General features: G+C 73.1%; 9 protein-coding genes. 7 read left to right on the top strand and 2 right to left on the bottom strand.

The window, feature by feature from the left end:
* Positions 1–5 precede the first annotated feature (5 nt).
* The gene (locus AB0J12_RS04415; protein ID WP_363262656.1) at positions 6–2861 is read right to left on the bottom strand and encodes a lysylphosphatidylglycerol synthase transmembrane domain-containing protein; all 2856 of its coding nucleotides are present in this window, start codon (positions 2859–2861) and stop codon (positions 6–8) included.
* Positions 2862–3058: 197 nt separating this feature from the next.
* Between AB0J12_RS04415 and AB0J12_RS04410 the strand changes: the two genes are divergently transcribed.
* The 5 genes from AB0J12_RS04410 to nudC all read left to right on the top strand — a co-directional run bounded on the left by AB0J12_RS04410 (position 3059) and on the right by nudC (position 13414).
* A complete protein-coding gene (locus tag AB0J12_RS04410; protein WP_363262655.1) occupies positions 3059–3466 on the top strand; it encodes an MGMT family protein in 408 nt (135 codons plus the stop codon).
* 267 nt (positions 3467–3733) lie between these two features.
* Positions 3734–7255 carry an ATP-dependent DNA helicase gene (locus AB0J12_RS04405; protein WP_363262654.1) on the top strand — a complete coding sequence of 1174 codons (3522 nt, stop codon included), beginning with the start codon at positions 3734–3736 and terminating at the stop codon, positions 7253–7255.
* 101 nt (positions 7256–7356) lie between these two features.
* A complete protein-coding gene (locus AB0J12_RS04400) occupies positions 7357–10863 on the top strand; it encodes a UvrD-helicase domain-containing protein (protein WP_363262653.1) in 3507 nt (1168 codons plus the stop codon).
* Between the two features lie 55 nt (positions 10864–10918).
* Entirely contained in the window at positions 10919–12322 is a 1404-nt protein-coding gene (locus tag AB0J12_RS04395) for a dipeptidase (RefSeq protein WP_363262652.1), read from the top strand.
* A 150-nt stretch (positions 12323–12472) separates the two neighbouring features.
* Positions 12473–13414, top strand: a complete 942-nt coding sequence (gene nudC / locus AB0J12_RS04390) for an NAD(+) diphosphatase (RefSeq protein WP_363262651.1) — start codon at positions 12473–12475, stop codon at positions 13412–13414.
* 97 nt (positions 13415–13511) lie between these two features.
* On the opposite strand, the gene AB0J12_RS04385 is transcribed toward nudC, so the two are convergent.
* Positions 13512–13754, bottom strand: a complete 243-nt coding sequence (locus AB0J12_RS04385) for a mycoredoxin (RefSeq protein WP_363262754.1) — start codon at positions 13752–13754, stop codon at positions 13512–13514.
* A gap of 208 nt (positions 13755–13962) precedes the next feature.
* Between AB0J12_RS04385 and AB0J12_RS04380 the strand changes: the two genes are divergently transcribed.
* Both AB0J12_RS04380 and AB0J12_RS04375 read left to right on the top strand, forming a co-directional pair.
* A complete protein-coding gene (locus AB0J12_RS04380; RefSeq protein WP_363262650.1) occupies positions 13963–16200 on the top strand; it encodes an ATP-dependent DNA helicase UvrD2 in 2238 nt (745 codons plus the stop codon).
* A gap of 164 nt (positions 16201–16364) precedes the next feature.
* Complete coding sequence (locus AB0J12_RS04375; RefSeq protein ID WP_363262649.1) at positions 16365–16691, top strand: hypothetical protein; 327 nt, start codon at positions 16365–16367, stop codon at positions 16689–16691.
* The last annotated feature ends 160 nt before the right edge of the window (positions 16692–16851 follow it).

Raw genomic sequence — 16851 nt, 5'->3', positions numbered from 1 at the left:
GAGTCCTACAGCGCTCCCTTGCGCGTGAGCTGGTTGAACGCCAGCCAGCCGGGCAGCACCGGAAGCCACAGCGTGAGCAGCCGGAACAGCAGTACGGAGGGCGCGGCGACCTCCTTGGGCAGTCCGACGGCGATCAGGCCCAGCGTCAGGGACGCCTCGACGGCGCCGACACCGCCCGGGGTCGGCGCGGCCGATCCGAGAGCGTTGCCGGCGAGGAAGACGACGGCGACGCTGGCGATGCTCAGCGAGGCCGAGCCGTCGCCGAAGGCGCGGATGGAGGCGTCCAGGCACATCACGAAGCAGGCGGTGAGCAGCAGCATGCCGCCGATGCCGGTGACGAGCTTCTGCGGCCGCTGCAGCACGTCGAGCATGCGCGGAATGACGCCCGCGAACAGCGACCGCACGCGCGTGACGATGAACTTGCGCATGAACGGCACCGACGTCACCACGAGGACGAGGACCGCGACGGTCAGCAGACCCGCGATGACCGTGCGGGACGGCGACAACGACGGCGTCTTCTCGGTGCCGGTCAGATAGCCGAACGACAGCAGCATCAGGATGTGCGCGCCGAGGCCGAACAACTGCGAGGCGCCCACGCTCGCCACCGCGAGCCCCGGCCGCACCCCCGCGCGCTGCAGGAAGCGGGTGTTCAGGGCGACGCCGCCCACGGCGGGGGGAGCGACGATCTTCACGAAGGACCCGGCGACCTGCGCGGCCACCGTCCTGGGGAACGGCACCCGCTCGGGCACGAAGCCCAGCAGGCTCATCGCCGCGGCGACATAGCTCACCGCGGAGAACAGCACTGCCGCGGCCACCCAGCCCCACTGGGCGTTGGCCACGAGCGGTCCGAACTCGATGTGGGTGAGCTGGGTGAGCAGGAAGTACGCGCCGATGGCGCCGGCGATGAAGCTGATCAGCGTGCGCGGCCGCACCCGCTCCAACCGGGCGGGCTCGACCGGCGCCTGCGGCCTGATCAACAGGACTTCGTGGCGGATCTGACTGAGCAGATCCTCCTCACGGGCCTCCGCGCGCGCCTCCTCCAGCGCCTCGTCGACGGCCCGCTTCTCGGCTCGTGCATGCGCCCGTACGGCCTTCTTGTCGGCCTCGTCCGGCAGGCTCGCGCCCTCTTCGTGGACCTCGGCACGGATCTGCTTGGCGTGCTTGGCGGCTTCCAGGACCGCCTCGCGCTCGCGCTGGGCACGCTCGCGTGCCAGCCTGCGCAGCGTCGCGCGCGTGGAGCGGGTCAGCGCGATCGGCTGGAGCATCGGCAGGCAGTCGGCCACGGTGTCGGGGCCGAGGACGCTCACCGCGGAGGCAACCGCCCGCTCGGCGCCCACCCGCAGGCCCAGCGTGGTCACCAGCTGGGCGACGTCCATGCGCAGCAGCAGATCACCGGCCGCGATCTCACCGCCGCGCAGGTCGGTGAGGATCACTCTGCCGGAACGATCCACCAGGATCGCGTCACCGGCCAGCCTGCGGTGCGCGATGCGCCGTGACTGCAGGGCGCGTAGCTGGTGCCAGGCGTTGAGCAGCAGCTCGTCGGTGATCTCCTCGTCGGCCAGCGAGTCCAGGGTGCGTCCGCCGGTGTGTTCGTAGACCAGCATGACGGCGTCGGGCCCGAGCTCGGAGGTGGCGATCAGCTTGGGCGCGTTGGCGCCGGCGGCGATCGCGGCGTAGGCGAGCAGCGCCTCCTGCTCCAGGGCCTGGCGCAGCGACTGCAGGCTGCTGCGGGTGGCGAAACCGCGCAGCGTCAGGTTGCGCCAGGCGCGGTAGAAGAAGCCCTGGGCCTGCTGTTCGCGGTCGACGACCGTGACGTCCAGCGGCGGGCCGTCCTCCAGGGTGACGAAGTAGCGCCGGCCGCGGTCGCCGTTCTCGGCGGCCTCCGGCGCCTCCTCGCGGGCGGCGCTGACGGGGTGGAAACCCACGGTCCGCAGGCCGGCCATCAGGGTGCGGCCGGTGGGGCGGACGTTGGGCGAGCCGACCGCGTACAGGGTGCCGTAGGCCACGGTCCAGCCGATGAGCACCGTCAGGATGATCGAGAACGGTGTCGTGTAGCCCGTGACGAGCATCGAGAAGGCGTCGAGGAGCAGCACGATCCACAGCACGGCCCGCCAGCGCGGCCTGCGGGACATGCCGACGGCTGTCATGTAGGCGATGACCGGGGCGAGGTAGCCGTGCACCGGGTCGGTCAGCGCGTGGATGTCGCCGGGGGAGGGCTGGGTGAGCGCCTCCTGGATGGAGTCGGGGGCGGCCTTGGCGACCCAGAGATCGGTGGCCAGCGTGACGCCGTGCGCGAGGACGGCCGCGAGAACGCCGTCCGCGATGCGCAGCCCGTCCCGCTTGATCAGCCGCTCGATCGCGAAGGCGACGGGCACCAGCAGGATCGCGATGCTGGAGGCCAGGCCGGCGATCTTGATGAGCAGGTCGGGCGCCTGCCCGGTGCCCTTGTTGATGTCCTGTTCGAGGCCGGAGGTGGTGCCGTGGGCGAACGCGGCGATGCCCAGCAGGACGACGACGGCGAGCACGCCCACCGCCAGCCGCATCAGGTCGGAGGGGCGGTGCACGCGCGCGGGGAGCAGCGGTTCGTCGCCCTCCACCTCGTCGATGTGCGTCACGTCACCTGCCTCGTCACCGCCGCGCGAGGCGTCCGGGGTGTCCCTGTTCTTCGTGCGCCGCACGGGCTGGTCGCCGTTCGTGGGCTCGTCGTCCTGGCCGGCGTTCGCGGGCTCGCGGCCCTCACCGGTGTATGCGGCCTCGCCGCTCTTGTCACCGCTGCCGTCACCACTGCCGCCGGTGCCCGGGCGCGACGCAGCGTCAGAGGTGCCCTCCGCGTCCCCGGGGTGCACGCCCTGCTGCTTCATCGCCTCTTCTTGATCTCGTATCACCGGTCACCGCCCGCACGATGGTGGCATGCCCCACCGACACACGGGGGCATCAGGGTGCAGATGCGGGTGAAGATGAGGGGGCGCACAGTCTGCCCGAAGCGCCCTCCAGGGCGGGGATCACCCACCGTGTGGAGTCGGTCACGCTGTCGGTGGGGTGGTGCAGGATGGGACGAATGAGCGAGCAGAGCCTGCCGGACGAGGCCCGTCCGGAGTACGCCGCCGCCCGCCCCGAGGACGCCGGCGCGCTCCCGGAGTACGCCGAGCGGGTCCTCGAGGTCGCCGAGCTGATCCCGCCGGGGCGCGTCATGACGTACGGGGATGTCGCCGAGTGGCTTGAGGAGGGCGGACCCCGCCAGGTCGGGCGGGTGATGTCGCTCTACGGGGGCGCCGTCCCGTGGTGGCGCGTGGTGCGGTCCGACGGGGTGCTGCTGCCGGGACACGAGCAGCGGGCGCTCGGGCACTACCGGGCGGAGGGCACACCGCTGAAGGAGGCGAGCCGGGCCGCGCAGGGGCATCTGCCGCGCCTCGACATGAAACGCGCGCGGTGGGACGGCGGCGGACGCGCTGACGCTCACATCTGACAGCTTCCGCCATGCAGCGCCCCCAGGTGTGACCTGTGACCCGTATGGGTGAACAAGGGCACAACCGTGGCATGACGTACGTTCGAGGGGCGAGGGACTCGCGTGGCGTGAGCGTCGCGAGCGTCGGAGGGGAAGAAGCGGAAGTCCTGCTTCCGCCCGACCGCCCGGCGTAGCGTCGCCTGCGCGCGTCCCCCTCGTCCCGAGGCCACCACCGTGCACGCGCGGGTGGTCGCACACCCAGCACACCCACCAGGACCGGCGAACCACGTGAGCTCCTCTTCCTCCACCAGGCGCCTGCCGCACCCCCAGGTGCGCCAGGGGAGCCGTGGCGCCTACCGACTCCTGCGTACCCCGCCACACCGTCCGGACCCCCCTCGTCTGGACGCCGCCCAGCGCGCCGTGGTTGACCACGACACCGGCCCGCTGCTGGTACTCGCAGGTCCCGGCACCGGGAAGACCACCACCCTCGTCGAGTCCGTCGCCGCCCGTGTCGCCCGCGGCGGCGACCCCGCGCGCGTGCTCGTGCTGACGTTCAGCCGCAAGGCCGCCGTCGAACTGCGCGACCGCATGGCGCTGCGCATGGGGGCGGCGCGCGCACCCAGGGCGACCACCTTCCACTCCTTCTGTTACGCCCTGGTCCGCGCCCACCAGGACAGCGAACTGTTCGCCGAGCCCCTGCGGCTGCTGTCCGGCCCCGAGCAGGACGTCACCGTCCGCGAGCTGCTCGCCGGCGAGATCGACCTGGAGAAGCTCGGCCTCGCGCACGTGCGCTGGCCGGACGAGCTGCGTGCCTGCCTGACCACGCGCGGCTTCGCCGACGAGGTCCGCGCCGTCCTCGCCCGCAGCCGGGAACTCGGACTCGGGCCCGACGCACTGGACGCCTTCGCGCGCCGCATCGGCCGCCCCGACTGGCGGGCGGCCGCCGCCTTCCTCGCCGAGTACCTGGACGTACTGGACCTGCAGGGCGTTCTCGACTACGCCGAACTGGTCCACCGCGCGGTGCTCCTCGCCCGCCGCCCGGAAGTCGCCCGCGAGCTGGCCGCCCGGTACGACGCCGTGTACGTCGACGAGTACCAGGACACCGACCCGGCGCAGGTACGGCTGCTGCGCGCGCTCGCCGGCGGCGGACGCGACCTCGTGGCCTTCGGCGACCCCGACCAGTCGATCTACGCCTTCCGGGGCGCCGACGTGAACGGCATCCTCGACTTTCCGCACGCCTTCCCGCGCGCGGACGGCCACCCCGCCCCCGTCGCGGTGCTGCGCACCTCCCGCCGCTCCGGCGCGGCACTGCTCGCCGCCACCCGGCTGATCACGCAGCGGATGCCGCTGACCCGGCTGCCCGCCGACAAGGTGCGTGCCCACCGCGAGCTGAGGCCGGTGCACGACGGCGGCCGCGTCGAGGTGTACACGTACCCGACGGCCGGCACGGAGCTGGACAACATCGCCGACATCCTGCGCCGCGCCCATCTGGAGGACGGCGTCCCCTGGCGTGACATGGCCGTCCTGGTGCGCGCGGGTGCGCGGACCATCCCGGCGGTCCGTCGCGCCCTCACCGCCGCGGGCGTCCCGCTGGACATCGACGGCGACGACCTGCCCCTGCGCCACGAACCAGCCGTGGCGCCCCTGCTGGCGGCCCTGCGGGCAGTTGCCATGGCGGAGGCCGATGGGGCCTCCGAGCTCCCCGGGCCCGGAGAGACCATTGAGTCCGGCGAAGCCGGCGAGATTGCTGAGACCGGCGAGACTCATGAGGCTGGCGAGGCGACGGAGGCCGACGCTCCGGAGGGTGCCGACGACGCCGAAGCACCGCAGGGCCCTGACGCCGACGCGCCGCAGGACCACGACGACGCGGACTCCTCCCACGACCCCGGCGACGACGCCCCCCAGGCCCCCGACAACGCACCCGTCGCGGCCCCCTGCTGGCTCGACACCGAGACCGCCCTCACCCTGCTCGCCTCCCCGCTCGCCGGCATGGACGCCGCCGACCTGCGCCGCCTCGGGCGCGCCCTGCGCGAGGAGGAACGCGCCGCCGGCAACCCGCTGCCGCCGCCCTCCGACGACCTGCTCGCCCGCGCCCTCGCCGAACCGGAACGGCTGGCCGTGCACGACCCGACGTACGCGCGTGGCGCCCAGCGCCTCGGTGCGCTGCTGCGCATGGCTCGCGAGCGCCTGGCAGGAGGCGGCACCGCCGAGGAGGCGCTGTGGGACCTGTGGGAGGGCACACCGTGGCCCGGGCGCCTGGAGCGGGCCGCCCGGCGCGGCGGCGCGGCCGGCCGCAACGCCGACCGCGACCTGGACGCGGTGTGCGCGCTGTTCGCGACCGCCGCGCGCGCGGAGGAGCGCACCGGCGGCCGGGGCGCGCTGAACTTCCTCGAACAGATCGAGGCGGAGGACATCGCCGCCGACACCCTCACCCGGCGCGCCGTGCGCACGGACGCCGTCCGGCTGATGACCGCGCACCGCTCCAAGGGACTGGAGTGGCGCCTGGTCGTCGTCGCGGGCGTCCAGGAGGGCCTGTGGCCGGACCTGCGCCGACGCGGCTCCCTGCTGGAGGCCGACCGCATCGGCCGCGACGGTCTCGCCCAGCCCCTCACCCCGGCGGCCCTGCTCGCCGAGGAGCGCCGCCTGTTCTACGTCGCCGCCACACGCGCGCGTGAACGCCTCGTAGTCACTGCGGTGAAGGCCCCCGCCGACGACGGCGACCAGCCCTCCCGTTTCCTCACCGAACTCGGTGTCGAGCCGAAGGACGTCACGGGCCGCCCGCGCCGTCCCCTGTCGGTCGCCGCCCTGGTCGCCGAGTTGCGGGCCACCACCGTCGACCCGCGGGTCTCGGACGCCCTGCGGAAGGCCGCCGCACAGCGCCTGGCCCGCCTCGCCGCGCTCGCCGACCAGGACGGCCGCCCGCTGGTGCCGTCCGCGCATCCCTACCGCTGGTGGGGCATGTGGGACCCCACCGAGTCCAAGGTGCCGCTGCGCGACCGCGACCAGCCCGTCGTGCTGTCCGGCAGCGCCCTGGACCAGCTCGCCAACACGTGCGCCCTGCAGTGGTTCCTGGGCCGCGAGGTCAAGGCCGACGCCCCCGCGACCGCCGCCCAGGGCTTCGGCAACGTCGTTCACGTCCTCGCCGACGAGGTCGCCTCCGGGCACACCCCGGCCGACCTCGCCGTGCTGATGGAACGCCTGGAGACGGTGTGGAACGCGCTCGCCTTCGACGCGCCGTGGAAGTCGCAGCAGGAGAAGGAGAACGCGCGCGTGGCGCTGGAACGCTTCCTGCAGTGGCACGTCATGGACCGCGGCGGCCGCACCCCGGTGGCCAGCGAGCACGACTTCGACGTCACCCTGGAGGCGGGCGAGTACGCGGTGCGCATCCGCGGCCAGATGGACCGCGTGGAGGCCGACGGGGACGGTCGCGCCTACGTCGTCGACTTCAAGACCGGCAAGCAGGCCCCCAGCTCCGCCGAAGTGGCCCGCCACCCGCAGCTCGCCGTCTACCAGCTCGCCGTCCGCGAGGGCGCCGTCGACGAGGCCTTCGACGGGGTGCGCCCCGAGCCGGGCGGCGCGGAGCTGGTCCAGCTGCGGCAGGGCGCCGCGAAACGGGACGGCGGTGAGGCGCTGCCCAAGGTGCAGGCGCAGGAGCCGCCGGCGGGGGAGTGGGTCGGTGAGCTGCTGGCCACGGCGGCCGGCAAGGTGCTCGACGAACGGTTCGCACCGACCGCCGGCCAGCACTGCACGCACTGCGCGTTCCGGGCCTCGTGCAGCGCCCGGCCGGAGGGCCGGCACGTCGTCGAGTGATCGGCGTGACGTACCGCACCTTCCCTGCTGACCTGCGCTTCCTCTGCCCCGGAAGGTGAGGCGGGCCCCCGCTGTCAGTGGCCGCCGCTAGCCTCTTTCGAGTGTCCGCACGCATTACCGACCCCGAGCAGCTCAAAGAGCTCCTCGGCATCCCGTTCACCCCGGAGCAGACGGCCTGCATCACCGCGCCGCCCGCCCCGCAGGTGATCGTGGCCGGCGCCGGATCCGGCAAGACCACGGTGATGGCGGCGCGCGTGGTGTGGCTGGTCGGCACCGGCCAGGTCGCCCCCGAGCAGGTCCTGGGCCTGACGTTCACCAACAAGGCGGCGGGCGAACTCGCCGAACGCGTCCGCAAGGCGCTGATCAAAGCCGGTGTCACCGACCCCGATCACATCGACCCGGACAACCCGCCCGGCGAGCCGGTGATCTCCACCTACCACGCCTTCGCCGGCCGCCTGCTGACCGACCACGGCCTGCGCCTCGGCCTGGAGCCCACCTCCCGCCTGCTCGCCGACGCCAGCCGCTTCCAGCTCGCCGCGCGGGTGCTGCGCGAGGCCCCCGGCCCCTACCCGGCGCTCACCCGCTCCTTCCCCGACCTGGTCAGCGACCTGCTCGCGCTCGACGCCGAACTCGCCGAACACCTCGTACGCCCCGAGGCGCTGCGCGCCCACGACGCCGAGCTGCTGCTCACCCTGCGCGGCGCCAAGCTCTCCAACGCCGACCTGCGCAAGGTCCCCGAGACCGCTGAGGCCCGCCGGGAACTGACCGACCTGGTCCGGCGCTACCGCGGCGCCAAACGCGAACGGGACCTGCTCGACTTCGGCGACCAGATCGCGCTGGCCGCACAGCTCGGCGGACTGCCCGAGGTGGGAAGGCTGCTGCGCGAGGAGTTCCGCGTGGTGCTCCTCGACGAGTACCAGGACACCTCCGTCGCCCAGCGCGTGATGCTCGCCGGCCTCTTCGGCGGCGGCACCGGGCATCCGGTCACCGCCGTCGGCGACCCCTGCCAGGCCATCTACGGCTGGCGCGGCGCCTCCGTCGCCAACCTCGACGACTTCCCCGACCACTTCCGGCGCGCCGACGGCCGCCCCGCCACCCGGCAGGCGCTCAGCGAGAACCGCCGCAGCGGCGGCCGCCTCCTCGACCTCGCCAACCGCCTCGCCGAGCCGCTGCGCGCGATGCACGCGGGTGTGGAGGCCCTGCGTCCGGCCCCGGGCGCCGAACGCGACGGCATGGTCCGCTGCGCCTTGCTGCCCACCCACGCCGAGGAGATCGACTGGATCGCCGACTCCATCGCCCACCTCGTGCACACGGGCACCGCGCCCGGCGAGATCGCCGTCCTGTGCCGTACGGCGAACGACTTCGCCGAGATCCAGGGTGCCCTCGTCGCACGGGACGTCCCCGTCGAGGTCGTCGGCCTGTCCGGCCTGCTGCACCTGCCCGAGGTCGCCGACCTGGTCGCCGTGTGCGAGGTCCTCCAGGACCCCGGCGCCAACGCCGCCCTGGTGCGCCTGCTCACCGGCCCGCGCTGGCGCATCGGCCCCCGCGACCTGGCGCTGCTGGGCCGCCGCGCCCGGCTGCTGGTGTCCCACACGCGCGTGGGCGACGGCGACGACCCGGACCGGCGTCTCGCCGAAGCGGTCGAGGGAGTCGACCCGTCGGAGGTGATATCGCTCGCTGACGCCCTCGACACCTTCCTCGAAACGCCCATGGCGGAGGACGACGACGGGCTGCCGTTCTCCCCGGACGCGCGCGTGCGCTTCGCCCGCCTCGCCGCCGAACTGCGCGACCTGCGCCGCTCCCTGTCCGATCCGCTCATGGACGTCCTGCACCGGGTCCTCGCCGTCACCGGCCTGGAGGTGGAGCTGTCCGCGTCCCCGCACGCGCTGGCCGCCCGCCGCCGCGAGACGCTGTCGAACTTCCTCGACGTCGCCGCCTCCTTCGCCGCCAACGACAGCGAGGCCACCCTGCTGGCCTTCCTCGGCTTCCTGCGCACCGCCGCCCAGTACGAAAAGGGCCTCGACAACGCCCTGCCCGGCGGGGAGAACACCGTCAAGGTGCTCACCGCGCACAAGTCCAAGGGCCTGGAGTGGGACGTCGTCGCCGTCCCCGGACTGGTCACCGGCACCTTCCCCAGCGGGCAGGGGCGTGAGAAGTGGACCGCGCAGGCCAAGGTGCTGCCGCACGCCCTGCGCGGCGACGCTGACACCCTGCCCGACGTGGAGGCGTGGGACGCGCGCGGCATGAAGGCCTTCCACGAGGCCATGAAGGACCACCAGCACACCGAGGAACTCCGCCTCGGATATGTCACCTTCACCCGCCCCCGCTCCCTGCTGCTGGGCTCCGGCTACTGGTGGGGCCCCACCCAGAAGAAACCGCGCGGCCCGTCCGACTTCCTGCTCGCCCTGTACGAGCACTGCGCCGCCGGGTACGGCGAGATCGAGGCGTGGGCCGACGAGCCCGAGGAGGGCGAGGAGAACCCCGCCCTGCAGCGGGCCGGGACCGAGCAGGCGTGGCCGCTGCCCCTGGACGAGGCCGCTCTCGCCCGCCGCCGGGCCGCCGCCGCCACGGTCCTCGCCCACCTCGACGCCCTCGCCGCGGGTGAGGCGACGGCCACGCACGACCCGGACACGTACGGCGACCCGGACTGGCCGCCGCCACCCGAGAACGACGAGCCGCCGTACGACGAACCGCTCCAGGACGCCCCGGCCGACGACGAGCCGCCGTATGACGAGTCCCCGTACGACGAACCCGACCCGTTCGCGGACGACACGGACTGGGACGCGTGGCCCGCCGAGCGTCCGACGGTGCCTCACCAGGCCACGGCGCCCGAGCCTCCCGCCACCCGGGCCGCCGGGTCCGACGCGCCGGACCGCCTCGCCCCCGAGGGCCCCCTCACCCCGGAGGAGGCCCGCGTCGTCGCCTCCTGGGACCGTGACCTCGACGCCCTCACCGGTGAACTCCTGCGCGCCCGCGAGGCCGTCACCGACGTACCCCTGCCCGCGTCGCTGACCGCCTCGCAGCTGCTGCATCTGGCCGCCGACCCGGACGGCTTCGCGCAGGAGCTGGCGCGCCCCATGCCGCGTCCCCCGCAGCCGGCCGCCCGCCGGGGCACCCGCTTCCACGCGTGGGTGGAGGCCCGCTTCGAGGCGCTGACGCTGCCCCTGCTGGAGCCGGACGAGCTGCCCGGCAGCGACGCCGAGATCGCCGACGAACGCGATCTGCAGGCCCTCAAGGACGCCTTCGAACGCACCGAGTACGCCCACCGCACCCCCTACCGCGTGGAGGCGCCCTTCCAGCTGTCCCTGGCCGGACGCGTGATCCGCGGCCGCATCGACGCCGTCTACCGGAACGGCGCCGGGGACGACGTGACGTACGAGATCGTCGACTGGAAGACCAACCGCCACCGTGACGCGGACCCTCTCCAGCTCGCCGTCTACCGGCTGGCCTGGGCCGAGCAGCAGGGCGTCGATGTGGAATCGGTCACGGCGGCGTTCGTGTACGTGCGTACCGGACAGGTCGTGCGACCGGACGATCTGCCGGACCGCGCCGCGCTGGAGCGGATCCTCGTGGCGGAACCGGCCGCCGAGGCCGGAACGCGTACGTGAAGGTGTGACGAACCGCCCAGCCAGGAGGTCACCGGGTGCCGATAGGCTCGTGACCATGAGCCAGACCCCGGACAGCGCCGTCCGCCAGTACATCGAGCAGCACCGTGCCGCCTTCCTCGACGACCTGTCCGCGTGGCTGCGCATCCCGTCCGTGTCGGCCCAGCCCGACCATGCTCCCGATGTAATCCGCAGCGCCGACTGGCTCGCCGCCAAGCTGAAGGAGACCGGCTTCCCGACCGCCGAGGTCTGGCCGACCCAGGGCGCGCCCGCCGTCTTCGCCGAGTGGCCCTGTGACGACCCCCAGGCCCCCACCGTCCTCGTCTACGGCCATCACGACGTGCAGCCCGCCGCCCGCGAGGACGGCTGGGACAGCGAGCCGTTCGAGCCGGTCGTGCGCGACGGCCGCCTGTACGCGCGGGGCGCCGCCGACGACAAGGGCCAGGTCTTCTTCCACAGCCTCGGAGTGCGTGCCCACCTCGCTGCGACCGGCCGCAGCGCCCCGGCCGTCCACCTCAAGCTGCTGATCGAGGGCGAGGAGGAATCCGGCTCCCCGCACTTCCGCGCCCTCGTCGAGGAGCGCGCCGGCCGGCTCGCCGCCGACACCGTGATCGTCTCCGACACCGGCATGTGGGCCGAGGACACCCCGACGGTGTGCACCGGCATGCGCGGCCTCGCCGAGTGCGAGATCCGCCTGTACGGCCCGGACCAGGACATCCACTCCGGCTCCTTCGGCGGTGCCGTGCCCAACCCGGCCACCGTCGCCGCCCGCCTGGTCGCCGCGCTGCACGACGAGCACGCACGCGTGGCGATCCCCGGCTTCTACGACGGTGTCGTCGAGCTGACCGACCGCGAGCGCGAACTGTTCGCCGAGCTGCCCTTCGACGAGCAGCGCTGGCTGGGCACGGCCAAGTCGTACGCCGGCCACGGCGAGGCGGGCTACTCCACCCTGGAGCGCATCTGGGCCCGCCCCACCGCCGAGGTCAACGGCATCGGCGGCGGCTACCAGGGCCCCGGCAGCAAGACGATCATCCCGTCCTCGGCGATGGTGAAGCTCACCTTCCGGATGGTCGCAGGCCAGGACCCCACGCACATCGAGAAGGTGGTCCGCGCCTGGGCCGCCGATCAGGTGCCGGCCGGGATCCGCCAGGAGATCGCCTTCGGCGGCGCCACGCGCCCGTGTCTGACCCCGCTGGACCACCCGGCGCTGCAGTCCGTCGTGCGCGCCATGAGCCGCGCCTTCGAGCAGCCCGTCCGCTTCACCCGCGAGGGCGGCTCCGGACCGGCCGCGGACCTGCAGGAGGTCCTCGGCGCCCCGGTGCTGTTCCTCGGCATCTCCGTCCCGTCCGACGGCTGGCACGCCCCGAACGAGAAGGTCGAGCTGGACCTGCTCTTCAAAGGTGTCGAAACCAGTGCGTACCTGTGGGGCGAGCTGGCGGCCGCCCTGCGTGATGCGCCCTGACCCGGTGCGCCCCACCGGGCGCCCTCGCGCCGGAGGCACACTGTAAGCACCGCCCGCCGAGCCCGTCCGGACCCGGTCGCCGCATGTCGTAACGAACCGCTGAACCGCCCGCCGACCCAAACCGTTCCACCGGGGGAGTTGGAAGCACCCGTGACCACCTGGACCGACCACACCGCCGACCGACCGATCTCGCTCACCGCGCCCAGCGGCATCGACCGCGCCGCCCACCACCGGCTCGACGAGGCCTGGCTCGCAGCGGCGTGGAGCCACCCCTCGACGCGCTGCTTCGTGGTCTCCGGCGGCCAGGTCCTCATAGACGAGACGCCCGACGGCCGCACCGAGCTCGTCATGACGCCCTCGTTCGAGGCCCCCCTCACCGAGGCGCACCGCTACTTCCTCGGCATCGACGAGGACGGCGTCAGCTACTTCGCCCTGCAGAAGGACGCGCTGCCCGGGCGGATCGACCAGTCCGCGCGCCCGGCCGGCCTGCGCGAGGCCGGACTGCTGCTCTCCCCGCGCGACGCGGGGCTGATGGTGCACGCCGTCGGCCTGGAGAACTGGCAGCGCACCCACCGCTTCTGCTCCCGCTGCGGCGAACGCACCGTCATCGCCGCCGCCGGGCACATCCGCCGCTGCCAGGCCTGCGGCGCCGAGCACTACCCGCGCACCGACCCGGCCGTGATCATGGCGGTCACCGACGAGCAGGACCGTATCCTGCTCGGCCGGCAGATGCACTGGCCAGAAGGCCGCTTCTCCACGCTGGCCGGCTTCGTCGAGCCCGGCGAGTCCATCGAGCAGGCCGTGCGCCGCGAGGTGAACGAGGAGGTCGGCGTCAGCGTCGGGCCCGTGGAGTACGTCGCCAGCCAGCCCTGGCCGTTCCCGTCCAGCCTGATGCTCGGCTTCATGGCCCGCGCCACCTCGACCGCCATCGACGTCGACGGCGACGAGATCCACGAGGCCCGCTGGTTCTCCCGCGACGAGCTGACGGCCGCCTTCGAGACGGGCGAGGTCATGCCCCCGTACGGCATCTCCATCGCCGCCCGCCTGATCGAGCTGTGGTACGGCAAGCCGCTCCCGACGCGGAGCGTGTGACGCACGACTGGCGCACGACCGGCATGACGAAGGGGTGGCCGTCCCGCACCGGGACGGCCACCCCTTTGTCTTTCGCCGCGATCGTGGGACGAACCGCTTACGCGCCGATCCTCTGCTTCACCTGAGCCAGCGACGGGTTCGTGAGCGTCGAACCGTCAGGGAAGAGCACCGTCGGCACCGTCTGGTTTCCGCCATTCGCCTTCTCGACGAAGGCCGCGGACTCCGGGTCCTGCTCGATGTTGATCTCGGTGTACGCGATGCCCTCGCGGTCCAGCTGGCTCTTCAGCCGGCGGCAGTAGCCGCACCAGGTGGTGCTGTACATCGTCACAGTGCCCAGCATGTCGTCGTGCTCCTTCGGCGGCTCGGGGATCAGGTGCTCGCTGTGGGAGAACGTACTTGAAAGGGCCACCATTCCCGCAGCCGGTGCCGACCCGGGGGTGACGCCCGTCGCACCGGCCACCGTGACGCCCGTCGCATTCATAGGACTGCGGGCCCCTCCCTGTGGACAACCGCCGCTCCCGTCCCGGACGACCTGGCAGCATGGCCATGTGACAGCAGCAACGCATTCCCCCCTCTTCCCGCAGGTACCGGACTCGGCCGACGCGGTGCTCGAAGGGCTCGACCCCGAGCAGCGCGAGGTGGCGACCGCGCTGCACGGACCGGTGTGCGTGCTGGCCGGAGCCGGGACGGGCAAGACGCGCGCGATCACCCACCGCATCGCCTACGGGGTGCGCGCCGGCATCCTCCAGCCGTCCAGCGTGCTCGCCGTCACCTTCACCAACCGGGCCGCGGGCGAGATGCGCGGCCGGCTCCGCCAGCTCGGCGCCCAGGGCGTGCAGGCCCGCACGTTCCACTCCGCCGCCCTGCGGCAGCTGCAGTACTTCTGGCCGAAAGCGATCGGTGGCTCCATGCCCCGGCTCGTCGACCGCAAGATCCAGCTCGTCGCCGACGCGGCCGCCGCCTGCCGCCTCCGCCTCGACCGCGGCGAGCTGCGCGACGCCACCGCCGAGATCGAGTGGTCCAAGGTCACCCAGACCGTCCCCGCCGACTACGCGCTCGCCGCAGCCAAAGCCGGCCGCGAAACCCCCCGGAACCCGGCCGAGATCGTCCAGCTGTACGCCGCCTACGAGGACCTCAAACGGCAGCGCGCCGTGATCGACTTCGAGGACGTGCTGCTGCTGACCGTCGCCGTCCTGCAGGACCGGCACGACATCGCCGAGCAGGTCCGCGCCCAGTATCAGCACTTCGTCGTCGACGAGTACCAGGACGTCAGCCCTCTCCAGCAGCGCCTGCTGGAGCTGTGGCTCGGCGACCGGGACTCCCTGTGCGTCGTCGGCGACGCCAGCCAGACCATCTACTCCTTCACCGGCGCCACCCCCGACCACCTGCTGGACTTCCGGCTGCGGTATCCCGGCGCCACCGTGGTCAAGCTGGTGCGCGACTACCGCTCCACCCCGCAGGTCGTCCGCCTCGCCAACGGCCTGCTCGCCCAGGCCAGCGGGCGCGCCGCCGACCACCGTCTGGAGCTGGTCTCCCAGCGGGCGCCGGGCCCGGAGCCGGTGTTCGCCGAGTACACCGACGAGCCCGCCGAGGCCGAGGGCTGTGCGCGCCGCATCCGCGAGCTGCTCGACGCCGGCGTCCCGGCGAGCGAGATCGCCGTCCTGTTCCGCACCAACGCCCAGTCCGAGACCTACGAGCAGGCCCTCGCCGACGCCGGCGTGCCCTACCAGCTGCGCGGCGCCGAGCGGTTCTTCGACCGCCCCGAGGTGCGCAAGGCGGGCATGGCCCTGCGCGGCGCGGCGCGCTTCGGCGGGAACGACTCCGCCCTCGACGAAGCCGTGGACCTGCCCTCCCTGGTGCGGGCCGTGCTCTCCGGCGAGGGCTGGACCTCCGAGCCCCCGGCCGGCTCCGGCGCGGTCCGCGAGCGCTGGGAGTCACTGGCCGCCCTGGTCCACCTCGCCCAGGACTTCGCCGCCGCCATACCCGGCGCCACCCTCGCCGACCTGGTCGCCGAGCTGGACGAGCGGGCCGGCGCCCAGCACGCCCCGACCGTGCAGGGCGTCACGCTCGCCTCCCTGCACTCCGCCAAGGGCCTGGAGTGGGACGCCGTCTTCCTGGCCGGTGTCGCCGAGGGCATGATGCCGATCACCTACGCCCGCACCGACGAGCAGATCGAGGAGGAGCGCCGGCTGCTCTACGTCGGCGTCACCCGCGCCCGCGAGCGCCTTTATGTCTCCTGGGCGCTCTCCCGCTCGCCCGGCGGCCGTCCCAGCCGCCGCCCCAGCCGGTTCCTGGACGGGCTGCGCCCCGGATCGTCCGGTGCCGCCGGCCGTGGCGGTGCCGGTGGTGCCGGTGGTGCCGGAGGCGCCGGTGGTGTGGAGCGGGGCTTCGGCACCGGCGGCCGTACGGCGGCCGAGCCCGCGCCCCGGCGCAGAGCGCGCACCCCGGCCCGCTGCCGGGTGTGCGGACGTACCCTCATCGACGCCGGTGAGATGAAGCTGATGCGCTGCGAGGACTGCCCCTCCGACATGGACGAGGGCCTGTACGAGCGGCTCCGGGACTGGCGGGCGGAACAGGCCCGGCTCAGCGGCCAGCCGGCGTTCTGCGTCTTCACCGACCGCACCCTCATGGCGATCGCGGAAGCCGTGCCCGACGACGAGCGGGAGCTGTCGCGCATCCCCGGCGTGGGAGCCCGCAAGCTGGGCCGCTACGGCGCCGACGTCCTGGCCATCTGCGCAGGCCGGGACCCGGGCCAGGGCGGTGCGGCAGACAAGATCGACGACTGATGCGAACTCGTCGAAAAAATAGTTTGCACATGCCCCAGCAATCCCCATAGGTTCTTAGGCACGGGAACAGCGGCCTTCTCAAAGGCCCTGACGCCGTGTTGTACTTGCATATCCGTTGGACTGGTTCATCCCAGTCCTTGAGACGCCGAGAGGAGGCGAGTCCAGTGATCACCATCAACGCCAACTACACCAGCACCACGGCCAAAATGACCGATCCCGCGGCCGTCTCCCTGTGCATCCTCGGCGCCTCGAACCAGGGCACCGGTCTGTCCGGCATTCGTGCCGTCCGCCCGGCGTCCTCCCCTGCCCTCGCGGGTCTTCCGGTCCGCGAGCGCAGTGAGCGACCGACCAAGGCACTGGAAGCAGCAGTAGTGGCACAGGCGCAGGCCTATGCCTTTACGGCGACCGGTGCCGGTATGCGGAAGCAGACGACGCAGCACCACCTGATGTGGGCCTTCCGTGGGCCAGAACCCTGGAGTGATCCAGCCTGATTCGATCAGGCCGGCGCCTTCAGGGCCGCGGAACCCCATCCGGGATCCGCGGCCCTTCTGTTTTTCCCCGAACGGGGACGGCAGAGCGAAGGGGCCTCGGGACAAGAAAAGAACCCGGTACCAGCCGCCACCCGGCCAACAGGCCGGAACGACCAGACGA

The sequence above is a fragment of the Streptomyces sp. NPDC049915 genome (assembly GCF_040656475.1).
In the GTDB taxonomy this organism is placed as follows: Bacteria; Actinomycetota; Actinomycetes; order Streptomycetales; family Streptomycetaceae; genus Streptomyces.
Note: the sequence above shows the minus strand (reverse complement) of the source record. Positions and strands in the feature narration are given on the sequence as shown.

What these genes read in the sequence shown, in the direction of transcription:
- AB0J12_RS04415 (WP_363262656.1), bottom strand. Translation starts at nt 2,861, where the DNA reads ATGAAGCAGCAGGGCGTGCACCCCGGGGACGCGGAGGGCACCTCTGAC.
- AB0J12_RS04410 (WP_363262655.1), top strand. Translation starts at nt 3,059, where the DNA reads ATGAGCGAGCAGAGCCTGCCGGACGAGGCCCGTCCGGAGTACGCCGCC.
- AB0J12_RS04395 (WP_363262652.1), top strand. Translation starts at nt 10,919, where the DNA reads ATGAGCCAGACCCCGGACAGCGCCGTCCGCCAGTACATCGAGCAGCAC.
- AB0J12_RS04385 (WP_363262754.1), bottom strand. Translation starts at nt 13,754, where the DNA reads ATGCTGGGCACTGTGACGATGTACAGCACCACCTGGTGCGGCTACTGC.